This window comes from Metabacillus dongyingensis, from assembly GCF_019933155.2.
Taxonomy (GTDB): domain Bacteria; phylum Bacillota; class Bacilli; order Bacillales; family Bacillaceae; genus Bacillus_P; species Bacillus_P dongyingensis.
Map to the genome: position 1 here is coordinate 290,370 of NZ_CP082944.1, position 24,137 is coordinate 314,506.

Annotated in this window: 10 protein-coding genes, 5 rRNA genes, 1 pseudogene and 2 riboswitches; of the genes and pseudogenes, 12 read left to right on the forward strand and 4 right to left on the reverse strand. The window is 46.5% G+C overall.

Annotated elements, in window-relative coordinates:
* Positions 1-168: 168 nt before the first annotated feature.
* The 4 genes from K8L98_RS01655 to K8L98_RS01670 all read right to left on the reverse strand — a co-directional run bounded on the left by K8L98_RS01655 (position 169) and on the right by K8L98_RS01670 (position 3,949).
* Positions 169-1,176, reverse strand: coding sequence for a FecCD family ABC transporter permease (locus tag K8L98_RS01655; RefSeq protein ID WP_223439055.1), 1,008 nt, complete (start codon positions 1,174-1,176; stop codon positions 169-171).
* Positions 1,173-2,171: a FecCD family ABC transporter permease gene (locus K8L98_RS01660; RefSeq protein WP_223439056.1), complete on the reverse strand. Its 999-nt coding sequence runs from the start codon at positions 2,169-2,171 to the stop codon at positions 1,173-1,175. Before K8L98_RS01660 ends, K8L98_RS01655 begins: the two co-directional genes overlap by 4 nt.
* Positions 2,172-2,238: 67 nt before the next feature.
* Positions 2,239-3,153 (reverse strand): iron-hydroxamate ABC transporter substrate-binding protein, encoded by a 915-nt coding sequence (locus K8L98_RS01665; RefSeq protein ID WP_223439057.1) that lies wholly within the window; start codon positions 3,151-3,153, stop codon positions 2,239-2,241.
* Complete coding sequence (locus tag K8L98_RS01670; protein ID WP_223439058.1) at positions 3,104-3,949, reverse strand: ABC transporter ATP-binding protein; 846 nt, start codon at positions 3,947-3,949, stop codon at positions 3,104-3,106. Before K8L98_RS01670 ends, K8L98_RS01665 begins: the two co-directional genes overlap by 50 nt.
* Positions 3,950-4,172: 223 nt before the next feature.
* Here K8L98_RS01670 and K8L98_RS01675 point away from each other — a divergent pair, with 223 nt between their 5' ends.
* The 12 genes and pseudogenes from K8L98_RS01675 to K8L98_RS01730 all read left to right on the forward strand — a co-directional run bounded on the left by K8L98_RS01675 (position 4,173) and on the right by K8L98_RS01730 (position 24,080).
* Positions 4,173-5,219 carry an NAD(P)/FAD-dependent oxidoreductase gene (locus K8L98_RS01675; RefSeq protein ID WP_420828814.1) on the forward strand — a complete coding sequence of 349 codons (1,047 nt, stop codon included), beginning with the start codon at positions 4,173-4,175 and terminating at the stop codon, positions 5,217-5,219.
* A 382-nt stretch (positions 5,220-5,601) separates the two neighbouring features.
* Positions 5,602-5,850: pseudogene (locus K8L98_RS01680) on the forward strand (SA1320 family protein); the annotation flags it as partial.
* A 210-nt stretch (positions 5,851-6,060) separates the two neighbouring features.
* Positions 6,061-7,023 carry an AAA family ATPase gene (locus K8L98_RS01685; RefSeq protein WP_223439061.1) on the forward strand — a complete coding sequence of 321 codons (963 nt, stop codon included), beginning with the start codon at positions 6,061-6,063 and terminating at the stop codon, positions 7,021-7,023.
* The gene (locus tag K8L98_RS01690; protein ID WP_223439062.1) at positions 7,023-8,243 is read left to right on the forward strand and encodes a DUF58 domain-containing protein; all 1,221 of its coding nucleotides are present in this window, start codon (positions 7,023-7,025) and stop codon (positions 8,241-8,243) included. The genes K8L98_RS01685 and K8L98_RS01690 overlap by 1 nt, the downstream gene beginning before the upstream one ends.
* The gene (locus tag K8L98_RS01695; RefSeq protein ID WP_223439063.1) at positions 8,240-10,423 is read left to right on the forward strand and encodes a transglutaminase TgpA family protein; all 2,184 of its coding nucleotides are present in this window, start codon (positions 8,240-8,242) and stop codon (positions 10,421-10,423) included. Before K8L98_RS01690 ends, K8L98_RS01695 begins: the two co-directional genes overlap by 4 nt.
* 30 nt (positions 10,424-10,453) lie before the next feature.
* Positions 10,454-10,555: riboswitch (purine riboswitch) on the forward strand.
* 159 nt (positions 10,556-10,714) lie between these two features.
* Positions 10,715-12,247 (forward strand): glutamine-hydrolyzing GMP synthase, encoded by a 1,533-nt coding sequence (gene guaA, locus K8L98_RS01700; protein WP_420828850.1) that lies wholly within the window; start codon positions 10,715-10,717, stop codon positions 12,245-12,247.
* An 80-nt stretch (positions 12,248-12,327) separates the two neighbouring features.
* Positions 12,328-12,429, forward strand: a riboswitch (purine riboswitch).
* 154 nt (positions 12,430-12,583) lie between these two features.
* Complete coding sequence (locus K8L98_RS01705; RefSeq protein ID WP_223439065.1) at positions 12,584-13,909, forward strand: NCS2 family permease; 1,326 nt, start codon at positions 12,584-12,586, stop codon at positions 13,907-13,909.
* Between the two features lie 343 nt (positions 13,910-14,252).
* Positions 14,253-15,790 (forward strand): 16S ribosomal RNA (locus K8L98_RS01710).
* 234 nt (positions 15,791-16,024) lie between these two features.
* A 23S ribosomal RNA gene (locus K8L98_RS01715) occupies positions 16,025-18,955 on the forward strand.
* 92 nt (positions 18,956-19,047) lie between these two features.
* A 5S ribosomal RNA gene (gene rrf / locus K8L98_RS01720) occupies positions 19,048-19,163 on the forward strand.
* 214 nt (positions 19,164-19,377) lie between these two features.
* Positions 19,378-20,915, forward strand: a 16S ribosomal RNA gene (locus K8L98_RS01725).
* Positions 20,916-21,149: 234 nt separating this feature from the next.
* Positions 21,150-24,080: ribosomal RNA gene (locus tag K8L98_RS01730) — 23S ribosomal RNA — on the forward strand.
* Together the 16S, 23S and 5S rRNA genes form the textbook arrangement of a ribosomal RNA operon.
* Positions 24,081-24,137: the final 57 nt, after the last annotated feature.

The window sequence follows — 24,137 nt, forward strand, 5'->3', positions numbered from 1 at the left end:
ATCAAACCAAAAAACCAAGTCAATCCTGCACAAGTAGGATTTGTAAAAGGATAATTATCCTTTTATTTTTCGCAGAGAGGGCCAATATTATGTTCCTATCCCTGTATGAGACGCAAACAAAAAAGCTGAAGAGATCTTCAGCTTTTACATGTTGTTATGCTATTTATCCTACTTTTTCATAAGCAAATACATAAAATAGGGTGCGCCGATAAGCGCAATCATAATCCCCGCAGGTATACCCTCGGGTTCGATAATGTTCCGTCCAATCGTATCCGCTAATAGCAGGAGAAAGGCACCAATCAGAATGGCCACAGGCAGAAAGAGCTGATTTCGAGGTCCGACAAGAGCCCTTGCAATATGCGGAGCCATGAGCCCGACGAAAGCGATGCCGCCTGTAACCGAGACGGCTGATGCTGCCAATGCAATTGCTGTCAGCATCAGGATGATTCTTTCTTTTTCAATGGATACACCGAGGCCGATTGGCACAGCTTCACTCATGCCGAGAAGGTTCAGCCTGTTTGCTTTGTACAGGGCAAAGGGAATGAGGATGGCTGCCCACGGCAAAGTGGCCCAAATAAATGGCCAGTCTGCGCCCCATATATTTCCCGCAAGCCACTTGGCAATAAAATCAACTTTTTGACGTTCCGCAGATGAAATAAGGACGATCATTAATCCTGAGAGTGCCATAGAAAATCCCACACCGGTCAGAACAAGCTTAACAGGCTGCATGCCCTCAGAACGGCTATACGAAAAAGCATAGATAAGCACGGCAGTCAGTAAAGCTCCTGCAAATGCAACTAAAGGAAGCATATAGACAAATGACCCAGCATCAATCGGAAAATATAAGAAGAAGACTGCAATCGCAGCTCCTGCTCCAGAATTTATGCCGATAATGCCTGGATCTGCGAGGTCATTTCTTGTGATACCCTGTAAAATGGCACCTGAGAGAGCAAGTGCCATTCCTGCAAGAATCGTGATGATGATCCGCGGCAGGCGAATGGAATAGAGAATAAAGTCTTCTTTAAATGTCCCTTGCCCGAATAGCACCGGAAGCAGCCTGTCATAAGAGAGAGAGGCATAGCCGAGCCCCATTCCCGCAGCGATTGTTGTTAAAAGCAGGACAAGCAGGATGAATATAATAATGCGCTGTTTTTTAATTAGTGCAGTATGAATCATGTGAAATGACGGCCTCCTTTACGGACAATGAAGAGAAAGAAAGGCAGACCAAGAACGGCAACCACCGCAGCGACTGGTGTTTCATACGGGGCATTGACGGTACGGCCGACAGTATCTGCAAGCAGCATGAATGAAGCGCCCATGATGACGGACATCGGGATGATGTACCGGTAGTCCGTCCCGACGATTGCCCGCACGATATGAGGAACCATCAGTCCGACAAAGGCTAAATTGCCGGCAAGGGCAACGCCTGCACCTGCAAGCAAGACGATAACAACAAACAAAATCCCCTTAATGGCAACCGTTTTTTGCCCTAGTCCGACGGCTACCTCTTCACTTAAACTAAGAATGGTCAGCTGTCTGGAAAGCATCAGGGAAATGAGGATGCCGCCTGCAATAAACGGAATAATGAACTGCAGCTGGCTCCAGGATGTTCCAGCCATACCGCCGGAAGTCCACATGGACACATCCTTTGAAAGCTTAAAGGTAATCCCGACTCCCTCAGAAACCGCAAAGAGAAAAGCAGACACGGCTGCTCCGGCCAGAACAATCCGCATAGGAGAGAAACCGCCCTTTTTCATAGAGCCTATGCCTAAAACCATCGCCGCTCCAACGGCACAGCCAATAAAACAGGCAATCATAATGCCGAAGTAGTTCACGCCTGGAATGAAAGCAAGGGTAATGGCAAGCGCAGCTGTACCGCCGGCTGTGAGCCCGATTAATCCAGGATCAGCCAGAGGGTTTCTCGTCAGCCCCTGCATGATGGCGCCAGATACGGCAAGAGCTGCCCCGACAGCAATAGCTGCAACCTCCCGCGGAAGGCGGATTTCACGGATCATGGTGGCTTTATCGCTAAGTTCTGCTCCCGTCATGGCGAGCCATACATCATTTAACGTTGTATCTGCTGCTCCGAAGATCATCGCTGCAGCGAAAGCACCAAGAAACACGAGAATTCCTGCAGCCATTTTCAATATAAACATGTACGTTTTCATCATCCATCATTCTCTTCTTTTTGGAATAAAGGAAAAGGAATTCTTAAAGTAAGAATCCCTCTTCTGAATATTAGTTTTCAAGGAAGCTTTTCTTAAAGAATTCAAGCTGGTAGTCCAATGAAATTGGATCGTTGAAATAGAATTCCTTTGCGTTTGCTTCGAATACTTGATTGTTTTTGACTGCAGGAATGTTTTTGTATGTTTCTGTCTCCTGGAAGGAAGTATCCCCGTCTGAGTTTTTGCTGAAAATCATATAATCTCCTGCATATTCAGGGAGAACCTCTGCAGAGATGGCATAAAATCCGTCTTTCAATGCCATTTCGGTCACTTTTTCAGGCATTTTCAATTTCATTTCCTGATAAAGAATTTCTGTGCCGCGAGCCCAGTTGTCGCCGAATACGTAGAGCTGTTTATCAAAGTTTTCAATAACTGATACCGTTGCATCTTCGCCGATTTTTGCTTTAATGTCTTCACCTGCAGTTTGTGCGCGGTTTTTGAAGTCATCAATCCAGGCTTGAGCTTCTTTTTCTTTGTTTAAAAGTTTTCCGATTTCAAGGTGCTGTGTTAAGTAATCAACTTTTCCGTAAGTATACGTAACAGTTGGAGCGATTTCTTTTAACTTATCAATATTTTTGATGTTTGAAAGGCCGATAATCAAATCCGGATTAAGTTCAATGATTTTCTCCAGATTATCATCTGTCACTTCTTCAACACCTTCTAAACCTTCATAGCGGGGATTCATTTTTGACCATGAATCAACTCCGACAAGCTTTGTATCTAACGCCATGACATTTCCTGCGAAAGAGGAAAGGACAATAACGCGCTTGGGATCTGCCGGCACTTCAACTGGACCAGATTCTGATTCATAAGTGATGGTGCTTTTTTCTTCTTTTTTATCCGCACCTTTTTCTTCTGCTGCTTCATTGCCGCATGCACTAAGCAGGACTAAGAGCAACAGCAGAAATGGAATCATTAATTTCTTCATTTTCTTTTTCTCCCTTTATTAAGTTATAGGTCATGCACATTGGTTTATTTGTGCGCGGATCATTTCCAATCACCGCATCAATATGAAAAACTTCTTTTAGCACATCGCGGGAAATGACTTCTTCACATGTTCCGGCTTTGACAATTTCCCCGTCTTTTAGAGCAATGATATAGTCTGCAAAGCGGGCCGCCTGATTTAGATCGTGAAGAACCATGACAATGGTTCGTTCCTGCTCAGCATTTAATGTTTGCAGAAGCTCAAGCACTTCAAGCTGGTGAGCCATATCAAGATATGTAGTAGGCTCGTCAAGAAAGATAATTTCCGTTTCCTGTGCGAGGGCCATAGCAATCCATACGCGCTGGCGCTGACCGCCTGACAGCGAATCGACAGGACGGAATTTATAGTCGGCTGTACCCGTCACCTCAAGAGCCCATTGAATGATCTCATAATCCTTCTTAGTTAATCTGCCGAAGCCCTTTTGGTGGGGGAATCGGCCATATGAGACAAGCTCGCCAACTGTAAGGCCGGCGGCGCTTTCAGGTGTTTGGGGCAGAATCGCCATTTTTTTTGCAAGTTTTTTTGTTTGTTCTTTAGAAATGGATTTACCGTCGAGCACGACTTCTCCAGACTGAAGAGAAATAATGCGGGTAATCGCTTTCAACAAGGTGGATTTTCCGCAGCCATTTGGACCGATGATGGTTGTGATCTTTTTATCAGGAATACAGACGCTAAGATCTTTTACTATTAGACGTTCACCATAGCCAATGTTTACTGACTCGGTAAGTAGGCGAACCATTTTTCCCCCTCCATTTGCTGAAAAATTGGAAATAATTACTGATAATGATTATCAATATCGAACAAGAAAAGTCTATAATTCTTTTTAACTATTGTCAATAGCTGTTTGTCTTGTCAAAACCAAGAAAACACGATATATTTAATTGAGAATGATAATCAATGATGATTGGGTGGAAGTGGCATCCTATTATATAGAGTCTTACGCTAAGGGAGTGTTGAGTGTGGTGGGGAATGAAATATTTGATGTGACAGTTATAGGGGGCGGTCCTGCGGGGCTTTATTCGGCTTTTTACAGCGGACTGAGAGAAATGAAAACAAAGATAATTGAATATCAGCCGCAGCTCGGCGGAAAAGTTCATGTGTATCCTGAGAAAATGATCTGGGATATAGGAGGCCTTACTCCCATTTCCGGAGCACAATTAATTGAGCAGCTCGTTAAACAGGGGTTAACGTTTCATCCTGAAGTAGTGCTGAATGAAAAAGTAGAATCCATCTCAAAAAATGAAGAAGGCATTTTCGTGCTGAAGGCTGCATCCGGACGCGCACATTATTCTAAAACCGTTATTGCAGCAGTGGGCGGGGGGATCTTGAATCCTCAGAAGCTCGAAATTGAAGGGGCAGAGAGATTTGAAGTCTCAAACTTGAACTATACTATAAAATCATTAAAGCGTTTTAAGGATAAAACCGTCATCATATCAGGCGGGGGGAATTCAGCCATTGATTGGGCGCTTGAATTAGAGCCAGTTGCCAAAAAAGTATATGTCGTCTACCGGAAGGATGCATTAAAAGGACATGAAGCACAGGTGACGCAGCTGATGAACAGTACAGCTTTGTGTTTATTTCACACATCCATTACAAAGCTGATGGCCTCTGAAGATCATGAAAGAATTGAGCGTGTGAAACTGACGAATCATGAAACTGGAGAAAGTTCTTATTTATCTATTGATGAAGTCATCATTAATCATGGGTATGAACGTGATGCGGCGCTGCTTCAAAACAGCCAGCTGAACATTGCGCTTGCAGAAGAGTTCTATATTGCCGGCAATGAGTCGAGCGAATCATCTGTTGAAGGTCTTTATGCTGCTGGCGACATCCTCATGCACAGCGGGAAGCTGCATTTAATCGCAGGAGCTTTTCAGGATGCGGCAAATGCCGTAAACAAAGCAAAGCAGTACATACAGCCGGATGCACACAAATCAGCAATGGTGTCCTCCCACAATGAAGTGTTTAAAGAGCGGAACAGGGAACTTGTAAAAGAAATGATGAAATAGAGGAATAGTAGAAAGGGCTTTCCGTTTGGGGAAGTCCTTTTTCTTTAAGCAAAAGCTCAACTGACATGCTTGAAAATTCCAAATATGGGGTATTTATACAATTGAATAGTGCGGATATCTTAAGCTTTACTTGTTAGAAAGTATTGGCTGCTCTCACTTACGGCTGTGAGCATAGACTTATTTCCTCTATTCAGTCCAACTATAGAAGCTTTGATGTGGATGAGACGATCACGGAAGAAACTATACAGTTGTTAACACTAAATATAATCAATAAAGCGGTTTGGACGCTTTAACAGTTCAAAACTATGAAACTGGAGGATATACCGTCGTCTACGTCGGCACGAACCCGAGTCAAAAACAGGATCTCCTGACAGATCTCCAACTGATGAGCGATTTCCGCCCATACCTTGATCAAGCCATTTTCAATGCAACAAGTTATGCGAATGTCCAATTATATAATCTTGCGGCGTTCGCTATTCTCAGAGAAAAGGAAATGACGTTTACTGATGTAGTTACACAGCTTGGACAAAACAAAGCAAACGCCATCGAGGCTCTTTGCGACGTTTCTCAAAAGGTGACTTCCAATATGGGTCAATTGGGTGAGCAGGTCGACCGCGGGACAATGAATTAAAAGCAAAGATATGAAAGCCGCTTATAGCAAGTTAAGCGGCTTTTTTCCCTGAATCAGCTCAAAAAGTTCTTAGATTTGTATTATGCAAAAGGTTTCGTGTTATTGTTAAGAAAAGATTAAATATGTAAAAAGAAACAGGAATTTGTCGCTTCGTTCCGAACTATATTAAAGTTAAGCAACTTATCGATAAATGGTTCTAGGAGGAATAGTATGGCTCAAAATGAAACGATGCATCCTAAACTAGGTAAAGTGATTGAAAATATAGAACGTGTCATGGTCGGAAAACGCGATGTAGCAGTGCTCAGCCTGGTTGCCATATTGGCTGAAGGCCACGTTTTGCTTGAAGATGTCCCTGGTGTCGGGAAAACCATGATGGTCAGATCTCTTGCCAAATCGGTAGGAGCAGATTTTAAACGAATTCAATTCACTCCTGATTTATTGCCGTCTGATGTAACAGGAGTTTCTATTTATAATCCGAAAACGCTGGAATTTGAATACCGCCCGGGTCCTATTATGGGAAATATCGTCCTTGCCGATGAAATTAACCGCACGTCGCCTAAAACACAATCCGCGTTATTAGAAGGAATGGAAGAAGCGAATGTTACGGTTGATGGTGTAACGAAATCCCTTGGGCGTCCATTCTTTGTCATGGCAACACAGAACCCGATTGAATACGAAGGCACTTATCCGCTCCCTGAGGCCCAGCTTGACCGTTTTCTTTTCAAAATCAGAATGGGCTATCCAACTCCAGGGGAAGAACTTGAAATTCTGAACCTTGCTGAAAAAGAAAGACCGATTCACCATATACAGGCTGTCATCACAAAAGAAGAACTAGTAGAGCTTCAAAAAGAAATACAGTCAATCTATGTAGATGAGACAGTGAAACGATATATAGTCGAGGTTGTCACAAAGACGCGCAAACATCCTTCCGTCTACTTAGGTGCAAGTCCCCGCGGATCCATCGCACTTATGAAATCCGCACAAGCCTTTGCTTTTCTGTATGGCCGTGACTATGTCATTCCGGATGATATCCAATATCTGGCCCCTTATACGCTTCCTCACCGGATGATCTTAAAATCAGAAGCGAAATATGAAGGGAAATCGTCTGAACAGCTGCTTTCTGAAATTATTTCAAGAACTTCTGTGCCGGTACAAAGGTCGATGAGCAATTAATGAAATCCTTTTTTCTTAAAATCCGCTATGTCTGGAAGCTTGTGAGTCTTTTGTTTTTTACGGCTGTCACATTTGCATATGCCATGTTTCAGGGAGGATTTGTGAGCTGGTTTTTGTTTTACAGCTTTCTGCCGATCTCCATTTATTCGCTTTTGATTGCCATATATCCAATCAGAACCTTTCAAGTCACACGATCCATCAATCAGGAGCAATTTTTAGTAGGGGAAAAGTTAATTGGGACAATCACAATCAAAAGGAACGTTCCTTTTCCATTGTTCTATTTAATAGTAGAAGACATTCTGCCAGAGAAACTGTCCGCGCAGAAATTAATGAGTGAACCGAAAAAGCTTTTGTTCCCATGGTTTAAGAAGACAATCACCATGCAATATGAATTGAAGCGTATGCCGAGGGGCGAGCACCGCTTTACAGAAGTCCGGGTCCGAACGGGAGATCTGTTTGGCCTCATCGATAAAGAGATGATATTTAAGTCGGAAAATTACTTCCTCGTTTATCCCCATTCTGTAGACTTGACCTATCGTCAACATGAGAAGCAGTTTGAACAGGGAGCAACAAATTCTAAAGCGAAATTCTGGCAGGATACCACAATGGCAATCGGGATAAGGGAATATCAGCCTGGAGACCGTTTTTCGTGGATTGACTGGAAGGCAACAGCAAGAAGAGACCGCATTATGACGAAAGAGTTCGAACAAATGCAAAGTCATGATGTCGTGCTCATGATGGACAGGGTAAAGTCTGATGCTTTTGAAGAAATCGTCACGTTTTCTGCCTCGCTTGCTAGGGCGATTATAAAAAGCGGGGCCAAAATGGGGTTTGTTTCATTTGGAAGGGAAAAAACAGTGTTCTCCCTGAAGGAAACAGAACAGCACCTGCAGCAGATTTACTATCACCTGGCAAAAGTGGATTGTGACAGCGGGCGTTCTTTTGCGGATGTAACTGAAAGCGAACTGCCGGTTTGGCAATCAAAAAATGTGACGCCATTGCTCGTAACTGCAAGCCTGTCACTCGATTTAGTCAGAAAACTTGAACTTATTGGAAGCCGGAATCACTCTACGTTCGTGTTCCTCATTAAGAGAGAAGGAGAAAGGATTACAAGCGAAGAAAAAGTGATGATAGAACGGCTGATGAAACGAAGGATTATGATAAAAGCAGTTAGTGCAGGCAGATTTGAAGATGCATTCAAAGAGGTGAGTACGCTGTGAGCGAAAACTTTGATAAACTGACATCCGCCTACATCTACTACGGATTTGCATTCCTGCTGCTGTGGGAATGGCTAAGGCCGCTGCAGGACTTCACGGAAACAGGGAATACCGTGGTGTTTGTCCTTTTTATTGGACTCAGCTTCTTGTTTATTTCGGTTAAGGCTCGCTGGTATATAGGAGCTCTAGTTAAAATCTTTTACATTTTATTTGTCCAGCATCTTTTGTTTTTTGAAGGATCTTTTTTCAGTCCTGCATGGATTGGATTATTTATAGGAGATATTAGTAATAATGCAGCCTTAATGATGGAAGCAAATTGGATGGAGATTTCCTCTCCTTTTCGTACACTGCTGTTCTTTGTTCTTTTATGGCTGCTTGTTTATCTGATTAATTACTGGATCATCTTTCAAAAACGCATCATGTTCTTTTTTATCATCACGATTGTCTATGTGACTGTGCTTGATACGTTTACAGAATATGATGCAAGCTTTGCCATTGTAAGAATTGTCGTCATTGGTTTTGTTTTAATCGGTCTGCTTTATCTGGAAAGGATCAAAATCCTTGAAAGAATTAAAAGAGAGCGCTATATGACGATAAAGTGGGTGCTGCCGCTTTCCGCTTTAATAGGCTGCGCCGTGCTAGTCGGTATTCTTTCTCCAAAAGCCGAACCGCAATGGCCTGATCCTGTTCCGTATTTGACGGCATATGGGGGCTCGGAGGAAGGGCCAAACGGCACTGTTAATAAGATTGGCTACGGTCCAAATGATGAACAGCTGGGCGGAGCTTTTGTCGCTGATGATACCCCTGTTTTTACTGCGGTTGCCGAAGACCGACATTACTGGAGAGTGGAAACAAAGGATTTATACACGGGTAAAGGATGGGATGTTTCAGATTCTGAAGCCGAATCTGTTCAAATGGATCCTGAAAACATCACTATTTCATCGACGGAAGAGGGGGTAGACACTGTTCCGCTTACAGCAAGTGTAGAGATTGATGATCAATACCGGTATGACCATGTCATATATCCTGCCGGAATTAAGTCTGTCACGCTTCCGCGGGATTCAGCATTAGACGTGAATCCACTAACGGAACTGATGACACCGCGTCTGGCAGAGAACAGAGGGAACTTTTCACCTGGATCCTACGTGGCAGCCTATGAGTTTCCGGACTTTAAAATTGATGAGCTCCGCAAGGTTTCATCAAATAATGGTGTACCGGAGGATATCCGTGCGCGTTTTACCCAGCTGCCTGAGGAGCTTCCGCAGCGGGTGCGGGATTTGGCTTTGGAATTAACGTCTGGTAACGATAATTATTATGATAAGGCGAAATCTATTGAAACCTACCTCGGAGGGTCGCAGTTTACGTATGAAACGACAGACGTTGCTGTACCAAGAGGTGAAGAGGATTACGTGGATCAATTTCTTTTTGAAACCTTCAAGGGGTATTGTGATAACTTTTCGACCTCGATGATTGTTTTGCTTCGTGCTGCAGATATTCCGGCACGATGGGTAAAAGGGTATTCAGACGGAGCGTTTATCCAAAACCTTGGCGGGAATCAGAAAGAGTACAAGATTACGAACAATAATGCTCATTCATGGGTAGAGGTTTACTTCAGCGGGATAGGCTGGGTGCCGTTTGAACCGACCAAAAGCTTTACAAATCCATATGATTTTACCTTTAATTTGGATTCTCAGGAACGTGCAGAAACGGAAACACCGGAACAATCTCAGCCTGAGAAAGAGCCTGTCACTGAGGAAAACAATACTCCGCAATCGAGCAGCTCAAACAGCAGTTCATGGCCATTTTCCATACAAATTGGAAGTACAGCCTTCTATCTTATCCTGATAGCGGCTGTGATGATTGCCTTTACTTTATATAAAACCAGGTTAAGATGGATGCCATATTTAATCTTGTACACTTATAAGCACCGCAAAGACGAAAAAGTGTACGGCGATGCATATGTCGCACTGTTAAAGCAGCTTGAGCGTTATGGATTAAAGCGACATGAGGGACAAACACTGCGGGACTATGCAAGGTATGTTGATTCCTTTTTTGACGTGCGCGATATGACCAAACTGACAGCCAGTTATGAAAAGTCTCTCTACCGAGGGGACAATTCGAAAGAAGAATGGATAAAATCAAAGGAATTGTGGGAAAATTTAATTAAAAAGATATCATCTTGACCGAATGACAGGACATTGTTAGAATAGGGAAAATTAATAGTACTTATCCTTCATATATCCTCGAAAATATGGTTCGAGAGTCTCTACCGGATTGCCGCAAATAATCTGACTATGAAGGCAGAATAGACGAGTGTAAAAGCTAGAATTCTGCCTTCTTTTCTTTTTGGATTGAAGGCATAGTTCTAGCTTTTTTTCTTAATTTTAGTAAAAGATGCATCAGTGTCTGACGCATGACCCCTCTTTATTCTTAAAGGGGATATCTTTCGAATGAGGTGACCACCCGTGATAAACATGCAAGATGAAATGGTTGTAGTGTTGGATTTTGGAAGTCAATATAATCAATTAATCACCCGCAGGATTCGTGAGCTTGGTGTATACAGTGAGCTTCATCCGCATACACTTACGGCTGAAGAAATCAAGAAGATGAATCCTAAAGGAATCATTCTATCTGGAGGACCAAACAGTGTGTACGGCGAACAGGCTTTCCGCTGTGATGAAAAAATCTTCGACCTTGGAATCCCTGTCCTTGGCATCTGTTACGGAATGCAATTGATGACTCATTACTTGGGAGGAAAAGTAGAAGCTGCCAACCATCGTGAATATGGAAAAGCGACTTTGAACGTTCAAACAGAAACAGCATTGTTTGCGGATCTGCCAAAACAGCAGATCGTGTGGATGAGTCACGGTGATTTAGTGGCTGACATTCCTAGCGGCTTTATTGTCGACGCGACAAGCCCTGCATGTCCTTTTGCAGCGATCAGCAATGAAGAGCGCCGTCTTTATGGGGTACAGTTCCATCCGGAAGTACGCCATTCTGAGTTCGGGAATGATATGCTGAAAAACTTTGTATTTGGAGTTTGCGGCTGTTCAGAAGAATGGTCAATGGAAAACTTCATTGAAATGGAACTTCAGAAAATCCGTGAGCAGGTCGGCGAAAAGCAAGTTCTTTGCGCATTAAGCGGAGGGGTTGATTCTTCTGTAGTAGCAGTCCTGATTCATAAAGCTATCGGAGATCAGCTGACATGTATCTTTGTTGATCATGGTCTTCTTCGTAAAGACGAAGCAGAAGGCGTTATGAAAACATTCAGTGAAGGCTTCAACATGAATGTTATTAAAGTTGATGCAAAAGAGCGTTTCATGGATAAACTGCGCGGGGTCTCTGATCCTGAGCAAAAACGCAAAATCATCGGCAATGAGTTCATTTATGTATTTGATGACGAAGCTACAAAACTTAAAGGCATCGAGTTCCTTGCTCAAGGAACTCTTTATACAGATATTATTGAGAGCGGCACGGCAACAGCTCAAACGATTAAATCTCATCACAATGTAGGCGGACTTCCAGAGGACATGCAGTTTAAACTGATTGAGCCTTTGAATACCCTCTTTAAGGATGAAGTTCGTGCATTGGGATCTGAGCTTGGAATTCCTGATGAAATCGTTTGGCGTCAGCCTTTCCCTGGACCAGGACTTGGAATCCGTGTATTAGGAGCGATTTCTGAAGAAAAGCTTGAAATCGTTCGTGAATCGGATGCAATTTTACGTGAGGAAATTGCTAAAGCAGGACTTGAAAGAGATATCTGGCAATACTTCACTGTTCTTCCTGACATCCGCAGTGTAGGTGTTATGGGTGATGCAAGAACATATGATTATACAATTGGAATCCGTGCGGTTACTTCTATCGATGGGATGACGTCTGACTGGGCGCGCATTCCGTGGGAAGTGCTTGAGCTCATCTCAACCCGCATTGTGAATGAAGTAAAACATATTAATCGCGTTGTTTATGACATCACGAGCAAGCCGCCAGCAACCATTGAGTGGGAATAGACGAACGAAAACGAACATTTTTAATTAAATGTTCGTTTTTTATTGACGACTTTATACCTACGCTGTTAATATGAGGGTACACAAAATTTGTCTAAATACGTCGTATAAAGTTGGGGATATGGCCCAAAAGTTTCTACCAAGCTGCCGTAAAGAGCTTGACTACGAGGTGTTATATAAGATTGGGATTCCGGGATGCGTTCTGGAACCAGTCCTATCTAATATCGTTGTCGTCAAGCGCTCCCGCAGCAAGCAGGAGCGCTTTTTTTGAACTTATTCTATTTTTGGCGGGCATGCCCCATGCTTAAAACGGCGTTTAAGATATTAGGAGGATTTTAGATGAAGAAGTATTTTCAATTTGAGGAGCTGGGCACCAATTACCGCCGCGAGATTATTGGCGGGTTAACAACCTTCCTGTCCATGGCATATATCTTATTTGTCAATCCGCTGACATTATCCCTTGCGTCAGTGCCTGATTTCCCTAATGAGCTTAGAATGGATCAAGGTGCCGTATTTACAGCTACAGCTCTTGCAGCTGCAATTGGGTCTCTGCTGATGGGGCTGATAGCCAGATATCCGATTGCACTCGCGCCGGGTATGGGATTAAATGCTTTCTTTGCCTTCACTGTTGTACTTACGATGGGTATTCCTTGGCAGACTGCCCTATCAGGGGTGCTTGTTTCCGGGTTGATCTTCATTGTTTTAACAACTTCAGGTCTTCGTGAAAAAATTATCAACTCCATTCCGGAAGAATTGAAACACGCAGTTGGAGCGGGTATCGGATTATTCATCACTTTTGTCGGCTTTCAAAATGCAGGCATCATCACAAATAATGATGCGGTGTTAGTGGGTCTTGGGAATCTAAAAGACGGAAATGCACTTCTTGCTATTTTCGGGGTTTTCATCACAGTCATCTTTATGGTTAAACGCATTAATGGCGGAATCTTCTATGGAATGATCCTAACAGCTATTATGGGCATGATCTTTCAATTAATTGATGTGCCGACTCAAGTAGTAGGAGCTGTTCCAAGTCTTGAGCCAACGTTTGGCGCAGCGTTCCAAAATCTTGATCAGCTGCTAACGCTTCAAATGCTTGTGGTCATTCTGACATTCCTGTTTGCGGATTTCTTTGACACCGCTGGAACTCTTGTAGCTGTTGCCAATCAGGCTGGTCTTATTAAAGAAAACAAGCTGCCAAGAGCCAGCAAAGCATTATTTGCCGATTCAGCAGCAACAGTAATTGGATCTATCTTAGGTACATCTACTACTACATCTTATATTGAATCTTCTGCGGGTGTAGCAGCAGGGGCGAGAACAGGATTTGCTTCTGTCGTAACAGCTGCTCTGTTCTTGCTTGCTCTGTTCTTCTCGCCGCTGCTGAGTGTCATCACAGCGCCAGTTACAGCTCCTGCATTAATTATAGTAGGTATTCTCATGGTTTCTTCCCTTGGGAAAATTGACTGGAACCGATTTGAAATGGCTGTTCCGGCTTTCTTGACAATAATCGCAATGCCGTTAACGTACAGCATCGCAACTGGAATTGCTATCGGGTTCATCTTCTATCCGGTGACAATGATTGTAAAAGGAAAAGCAAAAGAGATTCATCCAATTATGTATGGATTGTTCGTCATCTTCATTCTCTACTTCGTCTTTTTGGCAGGATAATAATAGATAAAAAAAAGAGGTGCTCCGGCATCTCTTTTTTTTTGTTGACTTTAGCTTAATAGATTGGTATTCTATCTCTTGTGCCTTTTAAGAGCGCCTTGCAGATAAATAAATGGCCTTTTAAAAAAACGTTGACTCTCTTAAGTTATCGTGGTATATTAATAGCTGTTGTCGCAAACAAACGACAATGTGAAATGAAAAAAAGTTGTTGACTTTATCAATCTAGTATATTATGATTGGAAAGTTACACTTGATGCAAATGATCTTTGAAAACTAAACAAAACCAAAAGCGTACCAAACGTTTTAAATTTTTGAAGTCAGCAACAAATTGAGTCACAAATTTTCTTCGGAGAGTTTGATCCTGGCTCAGGACGAACGCTGGCGGCGTGCCTAATACATGCAAGTCGAGCGGACCTCTTCGGAGGTTAGCGGCGGACGGGTGAGTAACACGTGGGCAACCTGCCTGTAAGACTGGGATAACTCCGGGAAACCGGAGCTAATACCGGATAGTATCTTGAACCGCATGGTTCAAGTTGGAAAGACGGTTTCGGCTGTCACTTACAGATGGGCCCGCGGCGCATTAGCTAGTTGGTGAGGTAATGGCTCACCAAGGCAACGATGCGTAGCCGACCTGAGAGGGTGATCGGCCACACTGGGACTGAGACACGGCCCAGACTCCTACGGGAGGCAGCAGTAGGGAATCTTCCGCAATGGACGAAAGTCTGACGGAGCAACGCCGCGTGAGTGATGAAGGTTTTCGGATCGTAAAACTCTGTTGTTAGGGAAGAACAAGTGCGAGAGTAACTGCTCGCACCTTGACGGTACCTAACCAGAAAGCCACGGCTAACTACGTGCCAGCAGCCGCGGTAATACGTAGGTGGCAAGCGTTGTCCGGAATTATTGGGCGTAAAGCGCGCGCAGGCGGTTTCTTAAGTCTGATGTGAAAGCCCCCGGCTCAACCGGGGAGGGTCATTGGAAACTGGGAAACTTGAGTGCAGAAGAGGAGAGTGGAATTCCACGTGTAGCGGTGAAATGCGTAGAGATGTGGAGGAACACCAGTGGCGAAGGCGACTCTCTGGTCTGTAACTGACGCTGAGGCGCGAAAGCGTGGGGAGCGAACAGGATTAGATACCCTGGTAGTCCACGCCGTAAACGATGAGTGCTAAGTGTTAGAGGGTTTCCGCCCTTTAGTGCTGCAGCTAACGCATTAAGCACTCCGCCTGGGGAGTACGGTCGCAAGACTGAAACTCAAAGGAATTGACGGGGGCCCGCACAAGCGGTGGAGCATGTGGTTTAATTCGAAGCAACGCGAAGAACCTTACCAGGTCTTGACATCCTTTGCCACTTCTAGAGATAGAAGGTTCCCCTTCGGGGGACAAAGTGACAGGTGGTGCATGGTTGTCGTCAGCTCGTGTCGTGAGATGTTGGGTTAAGTCCCGCAACGAGCGCAACCCTTGATCTTAGTTGCCAGCATTCAGTTGGGCACTCTAAGGTGACTGCCGGTGACAAACCGGAGGAAGGTGGGGATGACGTCAAATCATCATGCCCCTTATGACCTGGGCTACACACGTGCTACAATGGATGGTACAAAGGGCTGCGAGACCGCGAGGTTTAGCCAATCCCATAAAACCATTCTCAGTTCGGATTGCAGGCTGCAACTCGCCTGCATGAAGCTGGAATCGCTAGTAATCGCGGATCAGCATGCCGCGGTGAATACGTTCCCGGGCCTTGTACACACCGCCCGTCACACCACGAGAGTTTGCAACACCCGAAGTCGGTGGGGTAACCGCAAGGAGCCAGCCGCCTAAGGTGGGGTAGATGATTGGGGTGAAGTCGTAACAAGGTAGCCGTATCGGAAGGTGCGGCTGGATCACCTCCTTTCTAAGGAAGATATGAGGACGCTTTTGGTTTTTGTTTAGTTTTGAGAGATCATTCTCTCTATGATAAAAGACAAATCATCCGATTTGTCGGTTGTTCTTTGAAAACTAGATAACGTAATTGATAACAAGTAATTCACTGAGATTTACGCTTACCATAATTAGTGATTTTCTAGACATTTATGTCTAAACAAACAACGAAATGCGAAACGCATCTTATGATGCGGTTGACCATTTAGGTTAAGTTATGAAGGGCGCACGGTGGATGCCTTGGCACTAGGAGCCGATGAAGGACGGGACTAACACCGATATGCTTTGGGGAGCTGTAAGTAAGCTTTGATCCAGAGATTTCCGAATGGGGAAACCCACTGTTCGTAATGGAACAGTATCTTTATCTGAATACATAGGATAATGAAGGCAGACCCGGGGAACTGAAACATCTAAGTACCCGGAGGAAGAGAAAGCAAACGCGATTTCCCAAGTAGCGGCGAGCGAAACGGAATTAGCCCAAACCAAGAGGCTTGCCTCTTGGGGTTGTAGGACACTCTATACGGAGTTACAAAGGAACGGGGTAGATGAAGCGACCTGGAAAGGTCCGTCAGAGAAGGTAATAACCCTGTAGTCGAAACTTCGTTCCCTCCAGAGTGGATCCTGAGTACGGCGGGACACGAGAAATCCCGTCGGAAGCAGGGAGGACCATCTCCCAAGGCTAAATACTCCCTAGTGACCGATAGTGAACCAGTACCGTGAGGGAAAGGTGAAAAGCACCCCGGAAGGGGAGTGAAAAGATCCTGAAACCGTGTGCTTACAAGTAGTCAGAGCCCGTTAATGGGTGATGGCGTGCCTTTTGTAGAATGAACCGGCGAGTTACGATCCCGTGCAAGGTTAAGTTGATGAGACGGAGCCGCAGCGAAAGCGAGTCTGAATAGGGCGTTTTAGTACGTGGTCGTAGACCCGAAACCAGGTGATCTACCCATGTCCAGGGTGAAGTTCAGGTAACACTGAATGGAGGCCCGAACCCACGCACGTTGAAAAGTGCGGGGATGAGGTGTGGGTAGCGGAGAAATTCCAATCGAACCTGGAGATAGCTGGTTCTCTCCGAAATAGCTTTAGGGCTAGCCTCAAGTATGAGAGTCTTGGAGGTAGAGCACTGATTGGACTAGGGGCCCTCATCGGGTTACCGAATTCAGTCAAACTCCGAATGCCAAAGACTTGCTCCTTGGGAGTCAGACTGCGAGTGATAAGATCCGTAGTCAAGAGGGAAACAGCCCAGACCACCAGCTAAGGTCCCAAAGTATACGTTAAGTGGAAAAGGATGTGGAGTTGCTTAGACAACCAGGATGTTGGCTTAGAAGCAGCCACCATTTAAAGAGTGCGTAATAGCTCACTGGTCGAGTGACTCTGCGCCGAAAATGTACCGGGGCTAAACGTATCACCGAAGCTGTGGACTGTTCTTACGAACAGTGGTAGGAGAGCGTTCTAAGGGCGTTGAAGCTAGACCGTAAGGACTGGTGGAGCGCTTAGAAGTGAGAATGCCGGTATGAGTAGCGAAAGAGGGGTGAGAATCCCCTCCACCGAATGCCTAAGGTTTCCTGAGGAAGGCTCGTCCGCTCAGGGTTAGTCGGGACCTAAGCCGAGGCCGAAAGGCGTAGGCGATGGACAACAGGTTGATATTCCTGTACCACCTCCTCACCATTTGAGCAATGGGGGGACGCAGGAGGATAGGGCAAGCGCGCTGTTGGATATGCGCGTCCAAGCAGTTAGGCTGAGAAGTAGGCAAATCCGCTTCTCATATAAGGCTGAGCTGTGATGGCGAGGGAAATTTAGTACCGAAGTTCCTGATTCCACACTGCCAAGAAAAGCCTCTAGCGAGGTGAGAGGTGCCCGTACCGCAAACCGACACAGGTAGGCGAGGAGAGAATCCTAAGGTGAGCGAGAGAACTCTCGTTAAGGAACTCGGCAAAATGACCCCGTAACTTCGGGAGAAGGGGTGCTTTTTAGGGTTCATAGCCCTGAAAAGCCGCAGTGAATAGGCCCAGGCGACTGTTTAGCAAAAACACAGGTCTCTGCGAAGCCGCAAGGCGAAGTATAGGGGCTGACGCCTGCCCGGTGCTGGAAGGTTAAGAGGAGAGGTTAGCGCAAGCGAAGCTTTGAATTGAAGCCCCAGTAAACGGCGGCCGTAACTATAACGGTCCTAAGGTAGCGAAATTCCTTGTCGGGTAAGTTCCGACCCGCACGAAAGGCGTAACGATCTGGGCACTGTCTCAACGAGAGACTCGGTGAAATTATAGTACCTGTGAAGATGCAGGTTACCCGCGACAGGACGGAAAGACCCCGTGGAGCTTTACTGTAGCCTGATATTGAATTTTGGTACAGCTTGTACAGGATAGGTAGGAGCCTTGGAAACCGGAGCGCCAGCTTCGGTGGAGGCATTGGTGGGATACTACCCTTGCTGTATTGAAATTCTAACCCACAGCCCTGATCGGGCTGGGAGACAGTGTCAGGTGGGCAGTTTGACTGGGGCGGTCGCCTCCTAAAATGTAACGGAGGCGCCCAAAGGTTCCCTCAGAATGGTTGGAAATCATTCGCAGAGTGTAAAGGCACAAGGGAGCTTGACTGCGAGACCTACAAGTCGAGCAGGGACGAAAGTCGGGCTTAGTGATCCGGTGGTTCCGCATGGAAGGGCCATCGCTCAACGGATAAAAGCTACCCCGGGGATAACAGGCTTATCTCCCCCAAGAGTCCACATCGACGGGGAGGTTTGGCACCTCGATGTCGGCTCATCGCATCCTGGGGCTGTAGTCGGTCCCAAGGGTTGGGCTGTTCGCCCATTAAAGCGGTACGCGAGCTGGGTTCAGAACGTCGTGAGACAGTTCGGTCCCTATCCGTCGTGGGCGCAGGAAATTTGAGAGGAGCTGTCCTTAGTACGAGAGGACCGGGATGGACGCACCGCTGGTGTACCAGTTGTCTTGCCAAAGGCATCGCTGGGTAGCTATGTGCGGAAGGGATAAGTGCTGAAAGCATCTAAGCATGAAGCCCCCCTCAAGATGAGATTTCCCATCACATTAGTGAGTAAGAACCCTGAAAGATGATCAGGTTGATAGGTCTGAGGTGGAAGCGCGGTGACGTGTGGAGCTGACAGATACTAATCGTTCGAGGACTTAACCACAGTCTAATAAAGTGTAAAACCTGAGTGAAACTTGTTATCAAACGTTATTTAGTTTTGAAAGAATAACATTCTTTCTTATCAATTGCATATTGTCTGGTGATGATGGCAAAGAGGTCACACCCGTTCCCATGCCGAACACGGAAGTTAAGCTCTTTAGCGCCGATGGTAGTTGGGGGTTTCCCCCTGTGAGAGTAGGACGTTGCCAGGCTGTAGCAATGATTGTGAGCAGCCTCTGCTGTAAGTGATCTGCGGTTCAATCCGCTAAGCTATTTTTTTAAAAAAAGTTGTTGACTTTATCAATCTAGTATATTATGATTGAAAAGTTGCACTTGAAGCAAATGATCTTTGAAAACTAAACAAAACCAAAAGCGTACCAAACGTTTTAAATTTTTGAAGTCAGCAACAAATTGAGTCACAAATTTTCTTCGGAGAGTTTGATCCTGGCTCAGGACGAACGCTGGCGGCGTGCCTAATACATGCAAGTCGAGCGGACCTCTTCGGAGGTTAGCGGCGGACGGGTGAGTAACACGTGGGCAACCTGCCTGTAAGACTGGGATAACTCCGGGAAACCGGAGCTAATACCGGATAGTATCTTGAACCGCATGGTTCAAGTTGGAAAGACGGTTTCGGCTGTCACTTACAGATGGGCCCGCGGCGCATTAGCTAGTTGGTGAGGTAATGGCTCACCAAGGCAACGATGCGTAGCCGACCTGAGAGGGTGATCGGCCACACTGGGACTGAGACACGGCCCAGACTCCTACGGGAGGCAGCAGTAGGGAATCTTCCGCAATGGACGAAAGTCTGACGGAGCAACGCCGCGTGAGTGATGAAGGTTTTCGGATCGTAAAACTCTGTTGTTAGGGAAGAACAAGTGCGAGAGTAACTGCTCGCACCTTGACGGTACCTAACCAGAAAGCCACGGCTAACTACGTGCCAGCAGCCGCGGTAATACGTAGGTGGCAAGCGTTGTCCGGAATTATTGGGCGTAAAGCGCGCGCAGGCGGTTTCTTAAGTCTGATGTGAAAGCCCCCGGCTCAACCGGGGAGGGTCATTGGAAACTGGGAAACTTGAGTGCAGAAGAGGAGAGTGGAATTCCACGTGTAGCGGTGAAATGCGTAGAGATGTGGAGGAACACCAGTGGCGAAGGCGACTCTCTGGTCTGTAACTGACGCTGAGGCGCGAAAGCGTGGGGAGCGAACAGGATTAGATACCCTGGTAGTCCACGCCGTAAACGATGAGTGCTAAGTGTTAGAGGGTTTCCGCCCTTTAGTGCTGCAGCTAACGCATTAAGCACTCCGCCTGGGGAGTACGGTCGCAAGACTGAAACTCAAAGGAATTGACGGGGGCCCGCACAAGCGGTGGAGCATGTGGTTTAATTCGAAGCAACGCGAAGAACCTTACCAGGTCTTGACATCCTTTGCCACTTCTAGAGATAGAAGGTTCCCCTTCGGGGGACAAAGTGACAGGTGGTGCATGGTTGTCGTCAGCTCGTGTCGTGAGATGTTGGGTTAAGTCCCGCAACGAGCGCAACCCTTGATCTTAGTTGCCAGCATTTAGTTGGGCACTCTAAGGTGACTGCCGGTGACAAACCGGAGGAAGGTGGGGATGACGTCAAATCATCATGCCCCTTATGACCTGGGCTACACACGTGCTACAATGGATGGTACAAAGGGCTGCGAGACCGCGAGGTTTAGCCAATCCCATAAAACCATTCTCAGTTCGGATTGCAGGCTGCAACTCGCCTGCATGAAGCTGGAATCGCTAGTAATCGCGGATCAGCATGCCGCGGTGAATACGTTCCCGGGCCTTGTACACACCGCCCGTCACACCACGAGAGTTTGCAACACCCGAAGTCGGTGGGGTAACCGCAAGGAGCCAGCCGCCTAAGGTGGGGTAGATGATTGGGGTGAAGTCGTAACAAGGTAGCCGTATCGGAAGGTGCGGCTGGATCACCTCCTTTCTAAGGAAGATATGAGGACGCTTTTGGTTTTTGTTTAGTTTTGAGAGATCATTCTCTCTATGATAGAAGACAAATCATCCGATTTGTCGGTTGTTCTTTGAAAACTAGATAACGTAATTGATAACAAGTAATTCACTGAGATTTACGCTTACCATAATTAGTGATTTTCTAGACATTTATGTCTAAACAAACAACGAAATGCGAAACGCATCTTATGATGCGGTTGACCATTTAGGTTAAGTTATGAAGGGCGCACGGTGGATGCCTTGGCACTAGGAGCCGATGAAGGACGGGACTAACACCGATATGCTTTGGGGAGCTGTAAGTAAGCTTTGATCCAGAGATTTCCGAATGGGGAAACCCACTGTTCGTAATGGGACAGTATCTTTATCTGAATACATAGGATAATGAAGGCAGACCCGGGGAACTGAAACATCTAAGTACCCGGAGGAAGAGAAAGCAAACGCGATTTCCCAAGTAGCGGCGAGCGAAACGGAATTAGCCCAAACCAAGAGGCTTGCCTCTTGGGGTTGTAGGACACTCTATACGGAGTTACAAAGGAACGGGGTAGATGAAGCGACCTGGAAAGGTCCGTCAGAGAAGGTAATAACCCTGTAGTCGAAACTTCGTTCCCTCCAGAGTGGATCCTGAGTACGGCGGGACACGAGAAATCCCGTCGGAAGCAGGGAGGACCATCTCCCAAGGCTAAATACTCCCTAGTGACCGATAGTGAACCAGTACCGTGAGGGAAAGGTGAAAAGCACCCCGGAAGGGGAGTGAAAAGATCCTGAAACCGTGTGCTTACAAGTAGTCAGAGCCCGTTAATGGGTGATGGCGTGCCTTTTGTAGAATGAACCGGCGAGTTACGATCCCGTGCAAGGTTAAGTTGATGAGACGGAGCCGCAGCGAAAGCGAGTCTGAATAGGGCGTTTTAGTACGTGGTCGTAGACCCGAAACCAGGTGATCTACCCATGTCCAGGGTGAAGTTCAGGTAACACTGAATGGAGGCCCGAACCCACGCACGTTGAAAAGTGCGGGGATGAGGTGTGGGTAGCGGAGAAATTCCAATCGAACCTGGAGATAGCTGGTTCTCTCCGAAATAGCTTTAGGGCTAGCCTCAAGTATGAGAGTCTTGGAGGTAGAGCACTGATTGGACTAGGGGCCCTCATCGGGTTACCGAATTCAGTCAAACTCCGAATGCCAAAGACTTGCTCCTTGGGAGTCAGACTGCGAGTGATAAGATCCGTAGTCAAGAGGGAAACAGCCCAGACCACCAGCTAAGGTCCCAAAGTATACGTTAAGTGGAAAAGGATGTGGAGTTGCTTAGACAACCAGGATGTTGGCTTAGAAGCAGCCACCATTTAAAGAGTGCGTAATAGCTCACTGGTCGAGTGACTCTGCGCCGAAAATGTACCGGGGCTAAACGTATCACCGAAGCTGTGGACTGTTCTTATGAACAGTGGTAGGAGAGCGTTCTAAGGGCGTTGAAGCTAGACCGTAAGGACTGGTGGAGCGCTTAGAAGTGAGAATGCCGGTATGAGTAGCGAAAGAGGGGTGAGAATCCCCTCCACCGAATGCCTAAGGTTTCCTGAGGAAGGCTCGTCCGCTCAGGGTTAGTCGGGACCTAAGCCGAGGCCGAAAGGCGTAGGCGATGGACAACAGGTTGATATTCCTGTACCACCTCCTCACCATTTGAGCAATGGGGGGACGCAGGAGGATAGGGCAAGCGCGCTGTTGGATATGCGCGTCCAAGCAGTTAGGCTGAGAAGTAGGCAAATCCGCTTCTCATATAAGGCTGAGCTGTGATGGCGAGGGAAATTTAGTACCGAAGTTCCTGATTCCACACTGCCAAGAAAAGCCTCTAGCGAGGTGAGAGGTGCCCGTACCGCAAACCGACACAGGTAGGCGAGGAGAGAATCCTAAGGTGAGCGAGAGAACTCTCGTTAAGGAACTCGGCAAAATGACCCCGTAACTTCGGGAGAAGGGGTGCTTTTTAGGGTTCATAGCCCTGAAAAGCCGCAGTGAATAGGCCCAGGCGACTGTTTAGCAAAAACACAGGTCTCTGCGAAGCCGCAAGGCGAAGTATAGGGGCTGACGCCTGCCCGGTGCTGGAAGGTTAAGAGGAGAGGTTAGCGCAAGCGAAGCTTTGAATTGAAGCCCCAGTAAACGGCGGCCGTAACTATAACGGTCCTAAGGTAGCGAAATTCCTTGTCGGGTAAGTTCCGACCCGCACGAAAGGCGTAACGATCTGGGCACTGTCTCAACGAGAGACTCGGTGAAATTATAGTACCTGTGAAGATGCAGGTTACCCGCGACAGGACGGAAAGACCCCGTGGAGCTTTACTGTAGCCTGATATTGAATTTTGGTACAGCTTGTACAGGATAGGTAGGAGCCTTGGAAGCCGGAGCGCCAGCTTCGGTGGAGGCATTGGTGGGATACTACCCTTGCTGTATTGAAATTCTAACCCACAGCCCTGATCGGGCTGGGAGACAGTGTCAGGTGGGCAGTTTGACTGGGGCGGTCGCCTCCTAAAATGTAACGGAGGCGCCCAAAGGTTCCCTCAGAATGGTTGGAAATCATTCGCAGAGTGTAAAGGCACAAGGGAGCTTGACTGCGAGACCTACAAGTCGAGCAGGGACGAAAGTCGGGCTTAGTGATCCGGTGGTTCCGCATGGAAGGGCCATCGCTCAACGGATAAAAGCTACCCCGGGGATAACAGGCTTATCTCCCCCAAGAGTCCACATCGACGGGGAGGTTTGGCACCTCGATGTCGGCTCATCGCATCCTGGGGCTGTAGTCGGTCCCAAGGGTTGGGCTGTTCGCCCATTAAAGCGGTACGCGAGCTGGGTTCAGAACGTCGTGAGACAGTTCGGTCCCTATCCGTCGTGGGCGCAGGAAATTTGAGAGGAGCTGTCCTTAGTACGAGAGGACCGGGATGGACGCACCGCTGGTGTACCAGTTGTCTTGCCAAAGGCATCGCTGGGTAGCTATGTGCGGAAGGGATAAGTGCTGAAAGCATCTAAGCATGAAGCCCCCCTCAAGATGAGATTTCCCATCACATTAGTGAGTAAGAACCCTGAAAGATGATCAGGTTGATAGGTCTGAGGTGGAAGCGCGGTGACGTGTGGAGCTGACAGATACTAATCGTTCGAGGACTTAACCACAGTCTAATAAAGTGTAAAACCTGAGTGAAACTTGTTATCATACGTTATTTAGTTTTG